This is a genomic window from Paenibacillus sp. 3LSP (assembly GCF_032465655.1).
Taxonomy (GTDB): Bacteria; Bacillota; Bacilli; order Paenibacillales; family Paenibacillaceae; genus Fontibacillus; species Fontibacillus barengoltzii.
Genome location: NZ_JAWDJI010000168.1, coordinates 1 through 16156 on the forward strand (window position 1 = coordinate 1; position 16156 = coordinate 16156).

The 16156-nt window shown below is 52.6% G+C and carries 15 protein-coding genes; 11 read left to right on the forward strand and 4 right to left on the reverse strand.

The features are described 5' to 3' along the window. The first annotated feature begins 241 nt into the window (after positions 1 to 241). The 6 genes from helD (at position 242) to RW092_RS13970 (ending at position 9000) form a co-directional block, all read left to right on the forward strand. Complete coding sequence (gene helD, locus RW092_RS13945; RefSeq protein WP_316010494.1) at positions 242 to 2611, forward strand: RNA polymerase recycling motor HelD; 2370 nt, start codon at positions 242 to 244, stop codon at positions 2609 to 2611. 81 nt (positions 2612 to 2692) lie between these two features. Continuing rightward, positions 2693 to 3958 (forward strand): bacillibactin exporter BcbE, encoded by a 1266-nt coding sequence (bcbE, locus tag RW092_RS13950; RefSeq protein ID WP_316010495.1) that lies wholly within the window; start codon positions 2693 to 2695, stop codon positions 3956 to 3958. A 154-nt stretch (positions 3959 to 4112) separates the two neighbouring features. Continuing rightward, positions 4113 to 4799 carry a ribose-5-phosphate isomerase RpiA gene (rpiA, locus tag RW092_RS13955; RefSeq protein ID WP_316010496.1) on the forward strand — a complete coding sequence of 229 codons (687 nt, stop codon included), beginning with the start codon at positions 4113 to 4115 and terminating at the stop codon, positions 4797 to 4799. Beyond that, positions 4784 to 5224: a GNAT family N-acetyltransferase gene (locus RW092_RS13960; protein ID WP_016312490.1), complete on the forward strand. Its 441-nt coding sequence runs from the start codon at positions 4784 to 4786 to the stop codon at positions 5222 to 5224. The genes rpiA and RW092_RS13960 overlap by 16 nt, the downstream gene beginning before the upstream one ends. A gap of 168 nt (positions 5225 to 5392) precedes the next feature. Then, positions 5393 to 5842, forward strand: coding sequence for a MarR family winged helix-turn-helix transcriptional regulator (locus RW092_RS13965; RefSeq protein ID WP_016312489.1), 450 nt, complete (start codon positions 5393 to 5395; stop codon positions 5840 to 5842). Continuing rightward, complete coding sequence (locus RW092_RS13970) at positions 5839 to 9000, forward strand: MMPL family transporter (protein WP_316010497.1); 3162 nt, start codon at positions 5839 to 5841, stop codon at positions 8998 to 9000. The genes RW092_RS13965 and RW092_RS13970 overlap by 4 nt, the downstream gene beginning before the upstream one ends. 79 nt (positions 9001 to 9079) lie before the next feature. Here RW092_RS13970 and RW092_RS13975 read toward each other — a convergent pair whose 3' ends face one another. Together RW092_RS13975 and RW092_RS13980 are read right to left on the reverse strand one after the other, a co-directional pair. Continuing rightward, positions 9080 to 9757: a tetratricopeptide repeat protein gene (locus tag RW092_RS13975; RefSeq protein WP_028537800.1), complete on the reverse strand. Its 678-nt coding sequence runs from the start codon at positions 9755 to 9757 to the stop codon at positions 9080 to 9082. A 103-nt stretch (positions 9758 to 9860) separates the two neighbouring features. After that, entirely contained in the window at positions 9861 to 10418 is a 558-nt protein-coding gene (locus tag RW092_RS13980; RefSeq protein WP_254899761.1) for a hypothetical protein, read from the reverse strand. A gap of 160 nt (positions 10419 to 10578) precedes the next feature. On the opposite strand from RW092_RS13980, the gene RW092_RS13985 reads away from it, so the two are divergent. The 4 genes from RW092_RS13985 (at position 10579) to coaD (ending at position 13284) form a co-directional block, all read left to right on the forward strand. After that, positions 10579 to 11292: a glycoside hydrolase family 73 protein gene (locus tag RW092_RS13985; protein ID WP_028537799.1), complete on the forward strand. Its 714-nt coding sequence runs from the start codon at positions 10579 to 10581 to the stop codon at positions 11290 to 11292. Between the two features lie 131 nt (positions 11293 to 11423). Beyond that, positions 11424 to 11867, forward strand: coding sequence for a hypothetical protein (locus RW092_RS13990; RefSeq protein ID WP_127576758.1), 444 nt, complete (start codon positions 11424 to 11426; stop codon positions 11865 to 11867). Positions 11868 to 12179: 312 nt separating this feature from the next. Continuing rightward, the gene (rsmD, locus tag RW092_RS13995; RefSeq protein ID WP_028537797.1) at positions 12180 to 12779 is read left to right on the forward strand and encodes a 16S rRNA (guanine(966)-N(2))-methyltransferase RsmD; all 600 of its coding nucleotides are present in this window, start codon (positions 12180 to 12182) and stop codon (positions 12777 to 12779) included. Beyond that, on the forward strand, positions 12772 to 13284 hold the full coding sequence (coaD, locus tag RW092_RS14000) for a pantetheine-phosphate adenylyltransferase (protein ID WP_028537796.1): 513 nt from the start codon (positions 12772 to 12774) through the stop codon (positions 13282 to 13284). The genes rsmD and coaD overlap by 8 nt, the downstream gene beginning before the upstream one ends. Positions 13285 to 13305: 21 nt before the next feature. Here coaD and RW092_RS14005 read toward each other — a convergent pair whose 3' ends face one another. After that, on the reverse strand, positions 13306 to 14529 hold the full coding sequence (locus RW092_RS14005; protein ID WP_316010498.1) for a nucleoside recognition domain-containing protein: 1224 nt from the start codon (positions 14527 to 14529) through the stop codon (positions 13306 to 13308). A gap of 178 nt (positions 14530 to 14707) precedes the next feature. Here RW092_RS14005 and RW092_RS14010 point away from each other — a divergent pair, with 178 nt between their 5' ends. After that, a complete protein-coding gene (locus RW092_RS14010; RefSeq protein WP_316010499.1) occupies positions 14708 to 15736 on the forward strand; it encodes a SepM family pheromone-processing serine protease in 1029 nt (342 codons plus the stop codon). A 56-nt stretch (positions 15737 to 15792) separates the two neighbouring features. Here the strand turns inward: RW092_RS14010 and RW092_RS14015 are convergent. Beyond that, positions 15793 to 16156 (reverse strand): nucleotidyltransferase family protein (locus tag RW092_RS14015; protein ID WP_316010500.1); only part of this gene is annotated, 364 nt, incomplete at its 5' end.

Here is a 16156-nt window from a genome sequence, read left to right on the forward strand (position 1 = left end):
AGCGGGTGGTTTTTTGTTTCGCACGCTTCGCGAGCTCAACTGGCTAAAGCCATAATAAAAAAGTCCTGCCCTCAAGGCAGGACTTTCATGTCATTCATCATGTAAACATAGATTGATAAGTAAAGTTTAACTTGGTACAATAAAAGATAGTCCATCAATCTATTTGTGATCAGATTTCATCCAAATCAATCTTATCATAATTTTTATCGTTTGTCAAGATATTAGGTGCGGATAAAGTAAGATGTTATTCAAGGGAGCGATTTCATTGGACCATACAGATCAAGCATGGCAGGAAGAACAACGCCGCGTGGAGTACGTGGCAGACCAAATCGACGCCAGAATCCGCAAGCTGGAGCGGGAGGTTGGCAGTGTACGCGGCGACGTCGTTGAGATGCGGAAGGACTTCTGGGACGAAGTAACGGTGAACTTTAGCGAAGCGGATGATGTCGGTGAAACGTCGACCAGCTTACGGCAGCAATCCCAGGTGCTTGCAGAGCGGGAGAAAAGCCATCAGCATGCGTCTATGGCGCTTGGAAAGCTGAAACGTTTGAAGCAATCGCCTTATTTCGGGCGCATTGATTTCGCGGAAGAAGGCGAGCCGGTGGAAGCCATCTATCTTGGGATTGCTTCCTTGCTCGAAGAGGGGGATGAAACGTTCCTCGTCTATGATTGGCGGGCGCCGATTTCCAATCTTTATTATGACAGTGTTCCCGGGCCGGCTTCCTATGAGACGCCGTCCGGCACGATCAAAGGAACGATGACGCTTAAGCGTCAGTTCGTAATTAACGGACGCCGCATCAAGGTGATGTTCGACACCGGCGTCACGATTGGCGACGAGCTGCTGCAGCAGGTGCTTAGCCGTACCTCCGATGCGCAAATGAAGAGCATTGTGGCTACGATTCAGCGCGAGCAAAATAAAATCATCCGTAACGATCGCAGTCGGATGCTCATCGTGCAAGGGGCTGCTGGCAGCGGCAAAACATCGGCGGCCTTACAGCGGGTCGCTTACTTGCTCTACAAGCACCGTGAGGTGCTGCAGGCAGATCAGATGATTTTGTTCTCCCCCAACCCGATGTTTAACAGTTATGTTTCAACGGTATTACCCGAGCTGGGCGAAGAAAATATGCTGCAAACAACGTTCCAGGAGTATCTGGAGCATCGGCTCGGGAGAGAATTCCAGCTTGAGGATCCGTTTGTACAAATTGAATATGTCCTTTCTGCTCCTGAGGATGAGGCTTATCAAGCTCGGGTCAGCGGAATCCGGTTTAAATCGTCAGTTCAATTTCTGCATGCAATCACACGGTATAAGGAATTGCTGGAGCAGAAAGGGATGATTTTTAAACCGCTTCGCTTTCAGGGCAAGGAGATTGTTGGCGTGGAGGAAATTGCCCGGCAATTTTATTCTTATGATCCGGCGATCCGGCTGGCCAACCGTTGTGAGCTGTTAAAAGATTGGCTGCTCAAGGCCATCGCCGCTTTTGCCAAGTCCGAATTGGATCAGCCTTGGGTAGAGGAACAAATTCAGCTGCTTGATGCGGAAGACTACCAGCGGGCTTACCAGCGCATGCGGCGCAAGCAACATGGCAAAACTCCTTCATTTACCGATTATGAGGATGAGAAGACGATTTTGGCCAAAATGGTAGTCAGCGATCGGCTTAAACCGCTTCGCAAATGGGTGAAATCGCTGCGTTTCGTTGATGTGACGCGGCTATACACCCAGCTGTTCAGCGACTTGGCGATCTTCCGAGAAGTTCATCAAGAAGAGCTTCCGGATCAGTGGGAAGAGATCTGCGAGCAGACGCTGCAGAAAATTGCGGGAGGCGAGCTGTTCTATGAAGATATTACGCCTTTCCTCTATTTAAAAGAGCTGCTGCTGGGCTTCCGGTCCAACACCTCGATCCGTCACGTCATTATTGACGAAGCGCAGGACTATTCACCGTTCCAGCTGTTCTTCTTGAAGCGTCTGTTCCCGCGGGCCAAAATGACAGCGCTGGGTGACTTGAACCAGGCGATATATGCGCATGCCTCGGTGCTTCAGCAGTCCTCTGTATTCAGCGATTTGTACGGTGCGGACGAGAGCGAGTTGATTACACTGGAGCAAAGCTATCGTTCCACCCGCCAAATTGTGGAGTTCACCCGTGAGATGATCCCTGGCGGGGAGGCGATCGTTCCATTCAACCGGGAAGGTGAAATGCCAGAGGTTCACCTAGTTGACGATATAGAGGAGCTTCATGCTTCGCTGGAGGCGATGATCGGTCAGCTGCGTGCAGACGGATATGAATCGATTGCCGTCATTTGCAAAACGGCGGAGGAAAGTCAGCAAGCTTACGATCGGCTTAGCGCTAAGCTGCCGGCGAAGCTGATCAAGAAGACGACGTTATCCTTCGAGAAAGGGGTGCATGTCATCCCGGCCTATTTGGCCAAGGGTGTAGAGTTCGATGCGGTGTTAATTTATGACGGTTCTGATCGCAAGTACACGCGGGAGGCCGAACGGAAGCTATTTTACACAGCCTGCACCAGAGCGATGCACTTGCTGCGGATTTACTCTGTTGGCGAACCTAGTCGGTTTATCCGGGAAGCTGCTAAATCCACTTATATTTTGGTTCCGTAACTGCGGTATATTTTCGGCTGATAGTACCAAACTAATCGGGTCTGTTTAAACTTCATTCGTGAAGGGTGGCCTGATGGTTAGATGGTCGGCAAAAAAGGCGATTTGATTGCATTGGCCTCCATACCGCTTATTATGACGCTGGGCAATTCCATGTTAATTCCGATATTGCCCCAGATTGCCCGTGAGCTTCATGTTAACTCGTTTCAGGTCAGTATGCTGATTACCGTGTATGCGGTGGTTGCGATTTTGCTGATTCCGATTGCCGGCTATCTATCCGATAAATTTGGCCGAAAAGCAATCATAGTCCCCAGCTTGATCATTGCGGGAATCGGCGGTTGCATCTCAGGCGTGGCGGATTGGTTTGCGAACGGGCTAACCGTATACTGGATCATCTTAGGCGGGCGTTTCTTACAAGGCATCGGAGCAGCCGGCGCCTTTCCGATCGTATTGCCGCTGGTCGGTGATCTGTATGAAAGTGAGGAGGAAGTCAGCCGCAGTTTAGGCATCATCGAAACCTCCAATACGTTTGGAAAAGTGCTCAGCCCGATCTTAGGTGCACTGCTTGGCGCTTGGATCTGGTATGTACCGCTACTTTCCATTCCGGTCTTATGTTTGATTTCGTTGTTGCTGGTGATGTTTTTGGTGCGGGAACCCAAAGATCGTGAAGCAGCCAAGCCGCTGGGTGAATTCATCTCTGCCGTCAAAAAGGTTCTGAAGATAAAAGGCCGCTGGCTCTATGCCATCTTTGCGATCGGCTGCATTTCGATGTTCCTGTTGTTTGGTGTGCTGTTTTATCTGTCGGAGCAACTGGAAGTCAAACACGGCCTGAACGGCGTGATCAAGGGATTGGTGCTGGCGATTCCATTAGCTGCTTTATGTCTGGCTTCTTATGTGACCGGGAAAAAAATCGGCGATGACAAAAAGTTGATGAAATGGTCAGGGGTCGCAGGCTTAATCCTATCCACTGGAGCCTTATTTGGCATCGGCTTTTTTAACAACATCTATTTCGTAATCGCTTGTCTGATCATCTGCGGCGCCGGCATCGGTATCGTCCTGCCCAGCTCTGATGCCTTGATCACCGAAGGTGTCGATAAGGTAATGCGCGGAACGATCACTTCGATCTACAGCAGCATGCGGTTTATCGGCGTATCCGCAGGGCCGCCGGTGATGTCGCTGTTGATGAAGGCTGGCCATATGACGATGTTTTTTGTTATTTCCGGTGTGTCCCTGGTGGCGGTCATCTTGCTGCTGATAATGGTTAAGCCGGAATCCGGTCCCGGTGGTGCGATCAAACCGAAGGAGCCTGAAAAACGTACGAAAACGGTACGAGCATTACACCACAGCTAGCTTGAGAGATGGTTTCTTAGAAGCAGCGGACCGAATCGGGTACGCTGCTGTTCTATTGTCCGGGCTTTTTTGGTATGATAGGAGCGATAGTGCCGCTGGAACAGCCTGTTCGAGCGGAGAAAGGTACGAACACCAAGACTTTGGAGGGGTAGACATGAATGCCAAACAAGCAGCGGGTTACCGCGCTGCAGAATGGGTTAAGGACGGAATGACCATTGGTCTCGGAACGGGATCAACCGCTTATTATGCGATCGAGAAAATCGGCGAGATGGTGGGGAACGGGTTGCAAATTCGTGCCATTGCAACATCGAAGGCTTCGGAAGAACTGGCTGTGAAATACCACATCCCGCTCATTGACGCGAAGGATGTGGACCGATTGGATCTAGCCATTGACGGGGCCGATGAGGTCGATCCGCAAATGGCGTTGATCAAAGGTGGCGGGGGCGCGTTGCTTCGGGAGAAGCTCGTTGCGATCAACAGCGATCGATTTATCGTTATCGCCGATAACGGGAAGATGGTCTCTACATTAGGGCGTTTCAAACTGCCAATTGAGCTGGTTCCGTTTTGTTACGAATGGACGCTGCGGGAGTTGAAGAGCCGTTATGATGTGCCGTTCGAGATGCGGATGCAAGGGGATCAGTTGTACGTGACGGATAACGGCAACTACATTGTCGATGCGGCCTTCGGACAGATAACCGACCCAGCCCGGTTAAGCGACGAGTTGAAGGCGATGACGGGCGTTGTTGAGCATGGATTGTTCGTGGGTATTGCACACACGGTTGTGATTGGTTACGAGGATGGGCGTACGGAAATCAAGGAGGCTTCATGTTCAAATCAATAAAAGCAAGAGTGGACGAGCCTGCCATTCGGGAGTTGCTGGAATATGCCGTGATGTTTGACCCGGATGCACTGGAGGATGCGGCTCGTTTGTACCGGGAAGAGGATACATATCAGCTGTTTGGATATGAGGAAGAGGAAGCAGGGATTACCGGAATTATCGGCTATCGGGTTAATGCTTCGCAGACGCTTGAAATTATCCACCTGGCTGTCCATCCGGAGCAGCGAATGAAAGGGTATGGACGTGCCTTGGTGCTGCTCGCCCTCACGGAAGCATCTCCTGAGCGGATGGAGGCTATTACGGATGAGGCAGGAGCAGATTTCTTCCGGAACATTGGGTTTCAAATTACCGGGTTTTGGGATGAAGTTGCTGGGGAAGAACGGTTTCGTTGCATCTATGAAGTGGAAGAGAACGAAGAGGACGAGTAAGGTCTGGATGAAAGGCTGCGGGAAATCCGCGGCTTTTTTTGCTATTCACCGCAAGGATAAATTTGACTTTCAGGCGGCAATCGCCTATAGTTTCATTTGTAGTTTGATTATCAAACTATTCGACTATAGAACTAATTGGACAGGTTTGAGCTGGAGGGATGTAAGGCAGTGAATATTGAAACGATGCAGTTAATTGAACGTTATTTGGCCGCTTATTTCGAGGTCACGAAACGGTTGAACGGGCAAATCCGCGACATGATTCAAGAGGATGTCACCATGGAGCAATTTCAGATCTTGAAGTATATTGCCTCTCGCGGCCGGTGTACCTCTACGGAACTGGCAGACACGTTTGGCGTCGGCAAAAGCTCCATTACTGCGATGACCACGCGAATGGTTGATAAAGGGGTGTTACAGCGAACTCGGGATGAAGAGGACCGTCGGGTCGTATATTTAACGATGACGGAGCAGGGAGAGCGCAATTACGCAATCGTTCAAGAACAAATCATGAGCACGGTCTCTAAGTATTTGGTGCATTTTAGTGCGGAAGAGGTTGAAGGGGTTATCAGCGCTTTCGAAAAATTAGCCAGATTGATCAGCGAAGGGAGTTCAGAGAAATGAGATTCATACTGAAGGCAAGATGGTGGATATTGCTGCTGTGGATCGCTTTAGCAGCGGCATTGATGCTAACAGCGCCTTCCATGGCAGATTTAGTGCGGGAGAACGGGGAGATCACCGTTCCAGACGGGTATTCCTCCTCTGAAGCTTCTGCCATTCTGGCGGAGGCGGCTAAGCTGAAGGGAGGAGCGGCAGAGACACAAATCGCCCTCGTCTTTCATGATGAGCAAGGCATCGATGAGGCCGATCAGAAGGAGATTGAACAAGGCATCTCCGCGCTGCACGACAAGATGGAGGAGATCGGCATCGCTTCGATTACCGATCCGTACAGCACGCCGGAAGCGAAAGATAAATTAATCTCCAAGGACGGCAAAACGATATTAACCTCTTTGTCGGTACTTGATGAGCAGCGTCCGCTTAAGGACATCGAGCAAGATATCCATCAAACCCTTGATTCGCTGAAGGTTGAGCACTATTTGACCGGGCAAAAGCAAATTAACGAGGATATGATCGTCAGCTCGGAGCAGGGGCTGAAGAAATCGGAATATTTTACTGTCATCTTTATTCTGTTGATCCTGTTTGTAGTTTTCCGCTCGGTGGTGGCGCCGTTTATTCCTTTGCTGACGGTTGGGCTCAGCTATCTGGTGTCCCAATCCATCGTTGCGTTTCTGGTGGATACGGTGAACTTCCCGATTTCAACGTATACACAGATTTTTATGGTGGCGGTGATGTTTGGGATCGGGACAGACTATTGCATTCTGCTGATCAGCCGCTATAAGGAAGAACTGCAGCATACAGACGACCAATGGGAGGCGATTGTCCAGACGTACCGTAAAGCAGGGAAGACGGTGCTCTTCTCCGGACTTGCCGTCCTGGTCGGCTTCACGACAATTGGCTTATCGCAATTTATGTTGTACCGTTCGGCGGTGGCGGTAGCGGTCGGCATCGCGGTGATGCTGATCGCCTTGGTAACGGTTGTACCGTTCTTTATGGCTGTGCTGGGCACAAAGTTGTTCTGGCCTGTCCGCGGTTCACTGGAACATAAGGAGAACCGCTTCTGGGGCGCCATCGGCCGCTTCTCCTTGAAGCGTCCCTGGGCAGCGCTGCTGATCGTTGCTGCGGTAACGGTACCTTTCGTAATTTCGTATACCGGCAATGTGTCCTTCAACAGCATGGAGGAAATCGGTGACGAATATGAATCGGTCAAAGCGTATAACATCATCTCCGAAAGCTTTGAAACCGGCGAGTCGTTGCCGTCCACCATCGTAATTAAAAATGACGAGCCCATGGATAATGCGGAATATATGGCGCTTGCTGAGAAGATTAGCCGTGAGGTTGAGAAGACGGACGGAGTAGCCAGCATTCGAGGGATGAGCCGCCCAACAGGGGAAGTGCTCAAGGATTTTGCATTAAGTAATCAGGTGAAGACCGTTGGTGAAGGATTAGGCGAAGGCGGCGAAGGGCTGGGCAAGATTCAAAACGGATTGGCGGAAGCCAGCCAGGCCCTGTCGGAAAACGCCCCTAAACTCAAGGAAGCAGCCGACAGCACCGGGCAGCTGGTGGACGGCACCGCGAAGCTGAAGGACGGGATCTCTCAGCTGTCTGGAGGTCTTGCCGCGATTGAGAAAGGGATTCGGGAAGGTTCGGTTGGGGCTGGCCAGTTGAAGCAAGGATTACAACAAGCGCAAAAAAGTGCTGAGGATTTGGCGAACGCCCACAATCAACTGCTTGCCTCGTATCAGCAGTTGGCTCAAGGGGCTTCCGGCTTGGGCGACGGCCTGACGCAAATCCGCGAACCTTTAGGCGCTGCATCGCAAGGGCTAGCCGCTTTGACGGGGCGATTTACTAGCCTGGAGGACAAATATCCGGATTTGGCGTCAGATCCAGATTATTTGACGATTCGCACGACGGTTATGGAAACCAGCAAAGGTCTGGAGCAACTGACGGCCGGACTTCAGCAGATCGAAGCTCAGCTGGAGCAAGTCGCGTCAGGATTGAACCAGGCGAACCAAGGCTACGCACAGGCGGCAGCCGGTGGGAAGCAGCTGGCCGATGGTTTGAACCAGATCATCGCAGGCCTGGCGAAATTACAATCGGGGTTGGATCAAGCTGCAAACGGCCAAGGAAAGATCGTGGGGCAGCTGCCCGAAGTCGAATCCGGCCTGGCCCAAATTCAATCCGGGCAACAGCAAATTCAAACCGGATTCAGCGAGTTTTCGGGTCAAATCACGCAGTTAACTGATGGGCTGAATCAAAGTGTTGACGGCCTGGAACAAGTGTCCGGCGGATTAACAACTGCCAAGGATTACTTGACTGAGGTTGGAAGCACGGACAACGGTCTGGATGGCTGGTACGTTCCGAAGGAAGCGTTGGAGAACGAGCAAATCCAGCAGGTGTTCGATACGTATCTATCCGCAGACCGCAAAGTGATGAAGCTTGAGGTTGTCTTCTCCAGCAATCCTTATGGACGGGAAGCGATTGACCAGATCGGTGCCGTGGAATCTGCGGTGCAAACGGCAGTGAAAGGGACGTCGCTGGAAAACGCCGACATCGCGATCGGCGGCGTATCGAGTACGTTTAACGACCTGAAGACGATTTCGGGGAACGACTATACGCGCACGGTGTTCTTAATGCTGGCTGGGATCTTCATTATCCTGGTGGTGCTGCTCCGTTCGTTGGTCATGCCGGTCTACATCATTTTGTCCCTGGTGTTGACGTTCTACGCTTCGATTGGGTTTACGGAATGGGTCTTCGTCGATATCTTTGGCTACTCCGGTGTCAGCTGGGCGACGCCATTCTTCGGCTTCGTTCTGCTGGTCGCATTGGGCGTCGACTACAGCATCTTCCTAATGGATCGCTTTAATGAGAACAAAGATTGGAACGTCGGCGATGCCATTTTGCATTCCATGCGCAATATGGGGACGGTTATTTTGTCCGCAGCGATCATTCTTGGCGGGACGATGGCCTCGATGTATCCGTCCGGCGTGCTGTCCATGCTGCAAATCGCCACGCTGGTGTTAACCGGCCTGGTACTGTATTCCGTTATTGTACTGCCGTTCCTCATTCCGGTGATGGTAAAGCTGTTTGGGCAAGCGAACTGGTGGCCGTTCCACCGCCGCTTCGGCGAAGGGACGCAGCAAGAGAACAGTGTAAATTTGTAAACCGCAGGTGTACAAAAGCAACGCCGGCTTCTTCTCCAATTTGGAGGGAAGCCGGCGTTTTGTTGTGGATACCTTGACCTTAACCAAGCGTGCTGCGTTTGAGGAAGCTGCGCAGCGCCCATCCGCGCTCTTGACGCTTCTTATATTTCGGTAGAGAACGGTACACCTCAATCGACTCCTTGTAAGCGCGTTTTGCCTCTTCCTTGCTGCCCAGCGACTGATACAAGCAGCCAAGCAAATAATAGGCTTCACTGGAGGAGGATTGGATTTCGCCAAACCGAGCGGCGTATTGCAGCGCTTTCTGCGGATCTCGCTCACGGAAGGCGGAGGCGAGGCGCAGGTAAGGTTGACCGTATTTCACCCGTTCGTTCAGGCTTAGGGCGTGCAAAATATGCGCTTCCCCTTCCTCGATCCGTCCCAGTCCTAAGCAGGCTGCCCCAAGGTCATCCCAAAACTCGGCAGATGACTCAGAGAAGTCCTTCGCCTCTTCGAGCAAGCGATGAGCTTCGGCATATTTCTTGCGTTCCAGCAGTAAGCGGGCAAGCTCGCGTTTGGCAGAGACGTCGAAGGGGCTTGCGGCCAACTGCTGCCGGAGACGACCTATATTGCGGCTGCGTTTGATCGGTTTGCTCAGGCTCGGAAACAACCCAACATATCGCCGATCAATGAAGTAAAGGATGAGGAGCAAGACGATGATGGCGAGAAACGGATTGCCTAGCAGCCAAGACAAGAGAAAAAACAGGAATATCTTACTCATGAAAAGTCCTCCGCAATCACATGATAATTTCCAATTATATCACAGGGGAAGGAGGACGAGGAAAAAATAAAAACAGCCGCCTCGAGGCGGCTGTCACATTGATTTATTGGAAGTTGCGAAACGAGCCTGTGGAGCCGATCGAACCTGCACCGGAGATCGAACCCGAGGTGTGAGATCCCGTGGAGTTCATGGAGCCTGCGGAACCCAAGGAGCCCATGGAGCTGGCAGCGCTGGAGCCGATGGAGCTCAAAGAACCGGTGTGCGTGGAGCTTGGCTGGTGACTGTTCATGGAAGAGCCGATGCTGCCACCGCTATAGCTGCTTTGACCGATTCCTTGCGTGCTGTAGGAGGTTTGACCGATGCCAGGCTGGGTATAACTCGTGCTGAATCCAGACATCGAGTGTACGCTGCTTTCCAGTTGATTCGCAAGTTGGGCTACGCGTTGATATTGTTGCATCGCTGTTTGATGTCCTTGGAGCGCGGATTGAATCACTTGCACGGCTCTACGCTCACGTTGAGCCAACTCTTCCAGTTGCATCGCGTTTTGTTGTTCCTGCTGCAGCATTTGCTGGTACATCATCGTAGCTTGACGGGTTTGCTGTTCCAGCTGGCGCATCGATTGTTCGATCTCACGAAGTTGTTGACTGACATTGTTGTACATCTGCTTAAGTATCCTCCTCTAGTTAAGTTAGGTTGTGAAACCAACGTTAGGTTACCCCTCGAACTCTCCGCTATACATCGAACTAAGCGGACCTCCGAGCTCGTCAAGGTAAGGGTCCAAACCCTCGTCCAACCAAATTCATAAACTATACTGGAGGTGAATGCGATTGGACAAAAACGGGTTTATTCAGAAAATCGCCCCCCTTGCCGCTGCCAACTCGAAGGAAAGCGGGATACCGGCTTCATTGACGATCGCCCAAGCGATTTTGGAATCGAACTGGGGGACAAGTCGCTTAGCTGTTCAAGGCAATAATCTGTTTGGGCTAAAAGGCACCGGTCCAGCAGGCAGCTTGATTCTGCCCACAACCGAGTATCGGAGCGGCAAAGCGGTGGTGGTGAACGCGGCTTTCCGTAAATACCGTTCGTGGGCCGAGTCGATTACAGATCACGCCCGTTTATTATCGGCGCCGCGCTATGCCGGGGCGATTGGAAAAACGGGACCGGAAGCGGCGCGGGCGGTTGCTGCGGCCGGTTACGCAACGGATCCACAATATGCCAACAAGCTGATTCAGTTAATGAATACCTACAGCTTGACGCAATACGACACAACGAAAGGAGATGAGCCGATGACTGCAGAGGAGAAGAAGCAATTTGCTGCGCTTCAAAATCTAGTCCAAGCACAGGCGAAGAAAATCGCCGAGTTGGAGAAATGGACCAAGCCGGGCATTCCCGCCTGGGCCAAGGAAGCGGTGGAGGCGGCGGTGAAATACAGCAAAGACGATCCGCTGTTGAATAATCCGGAGCAGGGCAGCGTAGATTTCTACCGAATCATTACCGTGATGCACCGTCGGGGCTTGTTTGACAAGGGGAAATAAGCCAGGGCTTTGACGGTTGTCAGCCGACTCCCCCAGTGGTACGATGAGTTGGAAGATTCAGGCATGATCGCGGGGAGGGAGCAACGATTCGCAATCGATTATGGATATTTGCGGCTGCCGGATTGGTTCTGTTGGCTGCGTTATATACATGGTGGTATATCCAAAATGTATCTCCGGTGAAAGTGACGACAACGCTTAACGGAGTTGCCTGGATGGAGGAGGACCTAACGTTTTCTCCGCCGATTCAACTCGCGTTAGATGGGTACTATGACAAACGAAATGCCCAATTTAAGGGTACCATCGAAATTAACGGGAAGAGGTATACCAATTGCTTTCTCGTGAACGGGACCGGACTTCGTTATGAAGGCGCTAACTTGATTCGGCTTGGGGTAAGCTATTTCGATGCAGAAATGGTCCGTATCGCGTGGTCGATCCCTCAGGCAGAGCTCCCTCCTGATCTGACTCACCGTAAGTTCCCTGATGCTGAGATTTGGTTAGTTAGCCCAGCGTCTTCTGGGGAAGAGGCGAGAAGCGTACGACAGGAGATGGAAGATCGTTATTTTTCGCGAAAATGAAGATGAAATAAAAAAAGGACAAAAGCCCTCGTAGAACTTCTTACTACAAGGGCTTTTGTCCGGGCATCCCTCGCGGGATGCCCATCATGGGAGAGGAGAAACCGGACGAAGAGCTTATGGGGAAACGTAAGTCTTCTCCGCGGTTGTCTACGACATTTGGTGATGTCGATACTCTAATTGTGTCCGGGCAGAGGGCTTTTATACCTCGATTCGCAAAAAAGTTCGATGATTTTTTCATTTTTCAATCCTAGGCGGATTATGGTACGATATCGACAGGAATTTTCCAGGCATAAAAGGTGTGTGAACTAATCGATGAGAGTGATATCGGGCCGAGCCCGGGGCAGGTCGCTCAAAGCCGTACCCGGCATGGGGACCAGGCCGACTACAGACAAAGTCAAAGAAGCGATATTCAGCATGATCGGTCCGTATTTCGACGGCGGCTCCGCGCTGGACTTGTTTGCCGGAACCGGCGGTCTCGGCATTGAGGCGTTAAGCCGCGGCATGGACAAGGCGGTATTTATCGATAAAGATGTGAAGAGCCTTGAGACGATCCGTCAGAACTTGAAGGCGACCGGATTCGAGGCCATGGCTGAAGTCTACAAAAACGACGCAGAACGTGCGCTGAAAGCTCTGGCGAAACGGGAGGCGTCCTTTGATCTGGTGTTCTTGGATCCCCCGTACCGCTTGAAACACGGGGATGCGCTGATGACCCAGATGGACGAGCTGCAGCTGCTCAAGCCGGAGGCAACGATTGTACTTGAACATGAAGCCTCGTTTGTTTATCCTGAGCGGTTTGGGCCTTTTGTACAGTTCCGAAAAGCGGAATACGGGGAGACCTCCGTATCCATTTATACTTACGATACCGAGTTGAACACGGTTCAAACCGACGATCAGGAGGAACAACATGAGTGAACAGCGGCAACCGCGTGTGGCGGTATATCCAGGCAGTTTTGATCCTGTAACGAAAGGGCATATGGACATCATCCAGCGGGCCTCGCGCCAGTTTGACAAGCTGATCGTGGCAGTACTGAACAATTTAAGCAAGAAGCCGTTATTTACGGTGGATGAGCGTAAGGCTTTGCTCAGAGAGGTGACCGGGCACCTCCCTAATGTCGAGATCGACAGTTTCCGGGATTTGCTGGTGAATTACATGGACTACAAGCAAGCCCATGTGATCGTCCGGGGCATTCGCTCCGTCACCGATTTTGAATACGAGCTGCAGCTGGCTTCTACAAATCATAAGCTGAACAGCGAGGTGGAAACGATCTTTATGATGACGCACCCCAAATATTCGTATTTGAGCTCCAGCGTCGTCAAGGAGATTGCCAGCTTCCACGGCGATGTCAGCGATCTCGTGCCGCCGGAGGTTGAGTTGGCGCTGCGCGAGAAGTTCAAAGATAAGCTGGGGCCGAGCTAAGCACGGCTTAGGGCTTAAAGTTTAAGGGTTCTCTTGTCGCCGCCACAGGAGCGCGATGGACAAGAAGCCAACCGTCAACAAAGTCAGCATCCACAGCTGCCATTCCATCACCCCGAACGCTAGCTGCCAACTGGGCAGCTTGACGGACGGGGTGTCGCTTCCTATTGGCGAGGCTTCGCTGCCGCCAAATGCGGGTAGAACGCTTGGCAGCCAGTGGGTGAACGGTTTCCACAGCAGCAAGGTGAGGATATAAGCATAAGCCGCATGGAGCAGACGGCTGAGCAGGAACGACCGTTCACCGATGCCTGCGGGCCCGAGGATAGCTCGCACTTGCAGGTAAGCGCATAGGCCGCTCCACCCTAGTACCGCCCCCAATATCGAGGCGCTGAGGGCCGGAGGAAGAGAAGGAGCCAGTCCGGACAGGACATAGGAGCCTAAATGGACCTCCAGAGCGCTTTTCACTGCAACAGCCATCGTATGATGAGGGAACGCAAGCAGAATAACGTGAATTACAACTGCGAAAATAAGCATATATCCGCCGATAATCATCAGCGTTTGTACGCCCGAAGTGACCGCGTCGCCCAGCAGCTTGCCAAAGCTGCGGCCGTCTTCGCGGCGGGCCTCCTCCATGCGGCGAACGGCCAGGCGCAGGATCGATTCACGCCGCTTGGCTGCAGGCTTTACCGCTGGTGGAGACACCGCTGATTTCGAGCGGTCCGGGAACACCAACTGCAGCGTCACGCCGGCGGCGATGCCGGCCATCCAATGTACGGCGAGCAAGAGCAAGCCGACCTCAGGTCGGCTTAAGAAGCCTGCACCAATTACAACGACGAGCAGCATCGGGCTGCAGAAGTGAGCTGTCGCGGCGAGACGTTCAGCTTCACGCGCGGTGATCTTGCCCTGCTTATGCAGGGTTACCGCAGCTTCGGCTGCAGCAGGGAAGCCGGCCGTCATCCCCAGCGGCAGCACCCAGCCGAAGGAGCCGGGAAGACCCAGGGCGCGGCGGGTGAAAGGCTCGAGCAACGCGCCCAGACCATGGGCGAATCCTGAGGCGATCATCATTTGCGACAGAACGATAAATGGCAGCAAGGCTGGGAATACGATGCGCCACCATATGGTCAAGCCTTCCCCCGAAGCTTTGAACGCTTCGCCGGGGGCGTAAACGACGCAGATCACGAGCAAAACGGCCAAAAATCCGGTTAACCATGTGGAGAGCGGGCTGGCAGCCAAACGTCGGAAATTCATATGTATAGATCCACCTTCTTTGTCATTAGATAAAGATCGATAGCGAATATACGCATAGTACATGCTATGCATCAGCGGCGAAGGACAGACTACCGGTTTCGCATGGCAGGTGCAGGCAGAGGAGCGGCGGCTGAGAAGATGCGAAAGCGCCGCCACACAGGAAGGGAGGAGAAACGGGATGCGACCATCCAGAACCAAAGCGTTAAAATCGGGACTGTATGTGCTGATCCTTGCGGTGATCGTCTATGTTGTCGTCTATATGTCTACCCCGTATATGATCAATCAGCCGGGGACGGCAGAGGAAATCAAACCGATGGTTTCCATCCCGTCGGGAGATCCTGAGGAGAAGGGCACTTTTATGCTCACAACGGTTTCCGTCAGTTACGCCAACGTATGGATGCTGGCGACGGCTCGCTTCAACAAGCATGCCGAGATCGTGAAGAAGGAACCTGATCGCAATGACGAGGAATACGAAACGCAACAGCGATACTATATGAACAGCTCCCAATCCAATGCGATTATGGCGGCCTATAATAAAGCCGGCGTCAAGTACGGTATCGTCCCGGAGTACGTATTTATCATCGGCTTGTCTAAGGATAGCCCGCCCAAGGGAGATTTTCACTCCGGGGATATAATTCGAGCGGTGAAGGGACAGCCGGTCAATCGGTTTGAAGACCTTGGCGCCTTGCTGCAGGACAATCAACCGGGGGATGTGGTTGATGTCCGTCTGGAACGGGGAGGCAAATCGGTCGACCAGCAGGTGGAGCTGGTAGAGATTAAGGCGGCTGACGGCGCGCGCAAGGCTGGATTAGGTGTATCGGTAGGCGAACTGCGGAAGATACAGGCCGCGGATCAGGCTAAGGAAGTGAAGTTTGCCGACACGCGGATTGGCGGTCCGTCGGCCGGCTTAATGTTTACGCTTGAGATTTATAATCAGCTGACACCAGGGGACTTAAGCAAAGGCTACCGGGTGGCTGGCACCGGCACGATCGCCGAGGACGGCACCGTAGGAGCGATCGACGGCGTCCAGTTTAAGATTGTGGCGTCGGATCGGGAGAAGGCGGAAATATTTTTTGTTCCAGAGGCAAATTATAAGGTTGCGAAGGCCAAAGCGGAGGAAATCGGTTCGAAGATGAAGCTCGTTCCGGTGAAGACGCTGGACGATGCCTTGGATTATTTGGCTTCGTTGGAGCCGAAGGCGCCATAATCCAGGGCAAGCGATTCCAGGTTTGGCGGCGTGAGGCTTGGAGCGTAACGGCGTGATTAATCCGTCAGGCGAATAGGGGCTTGACGGTACTCGCGCAGCAGCTCCTCTGCGCTTCGCTTTGGCATCGCATTTGCATATACGGCAGCGGCCCGAATGTCGAGATTCAGCTGCGGGTGCTCCATTTCAGCAGCCCGGGTGAGGATCGGCAGACGGGCCGTTTGTTTCATCCGCTTGAGCAGCTGCTGCCCGGCCGCGCTAAAGCCAAGCACGCGCAGATACCCTGGGCCTTGCGCGAGCGCCTCGGGCGCCAGCAGCGCTCGGGGATGCTGCAAGAGAATATGCAGCAGCGTGCGCTGCAGCTTCGTATGCGTGTAGCGAACGCATGGAGAAGAAGTGGGAGGAATGGAATCCGGGATTTTG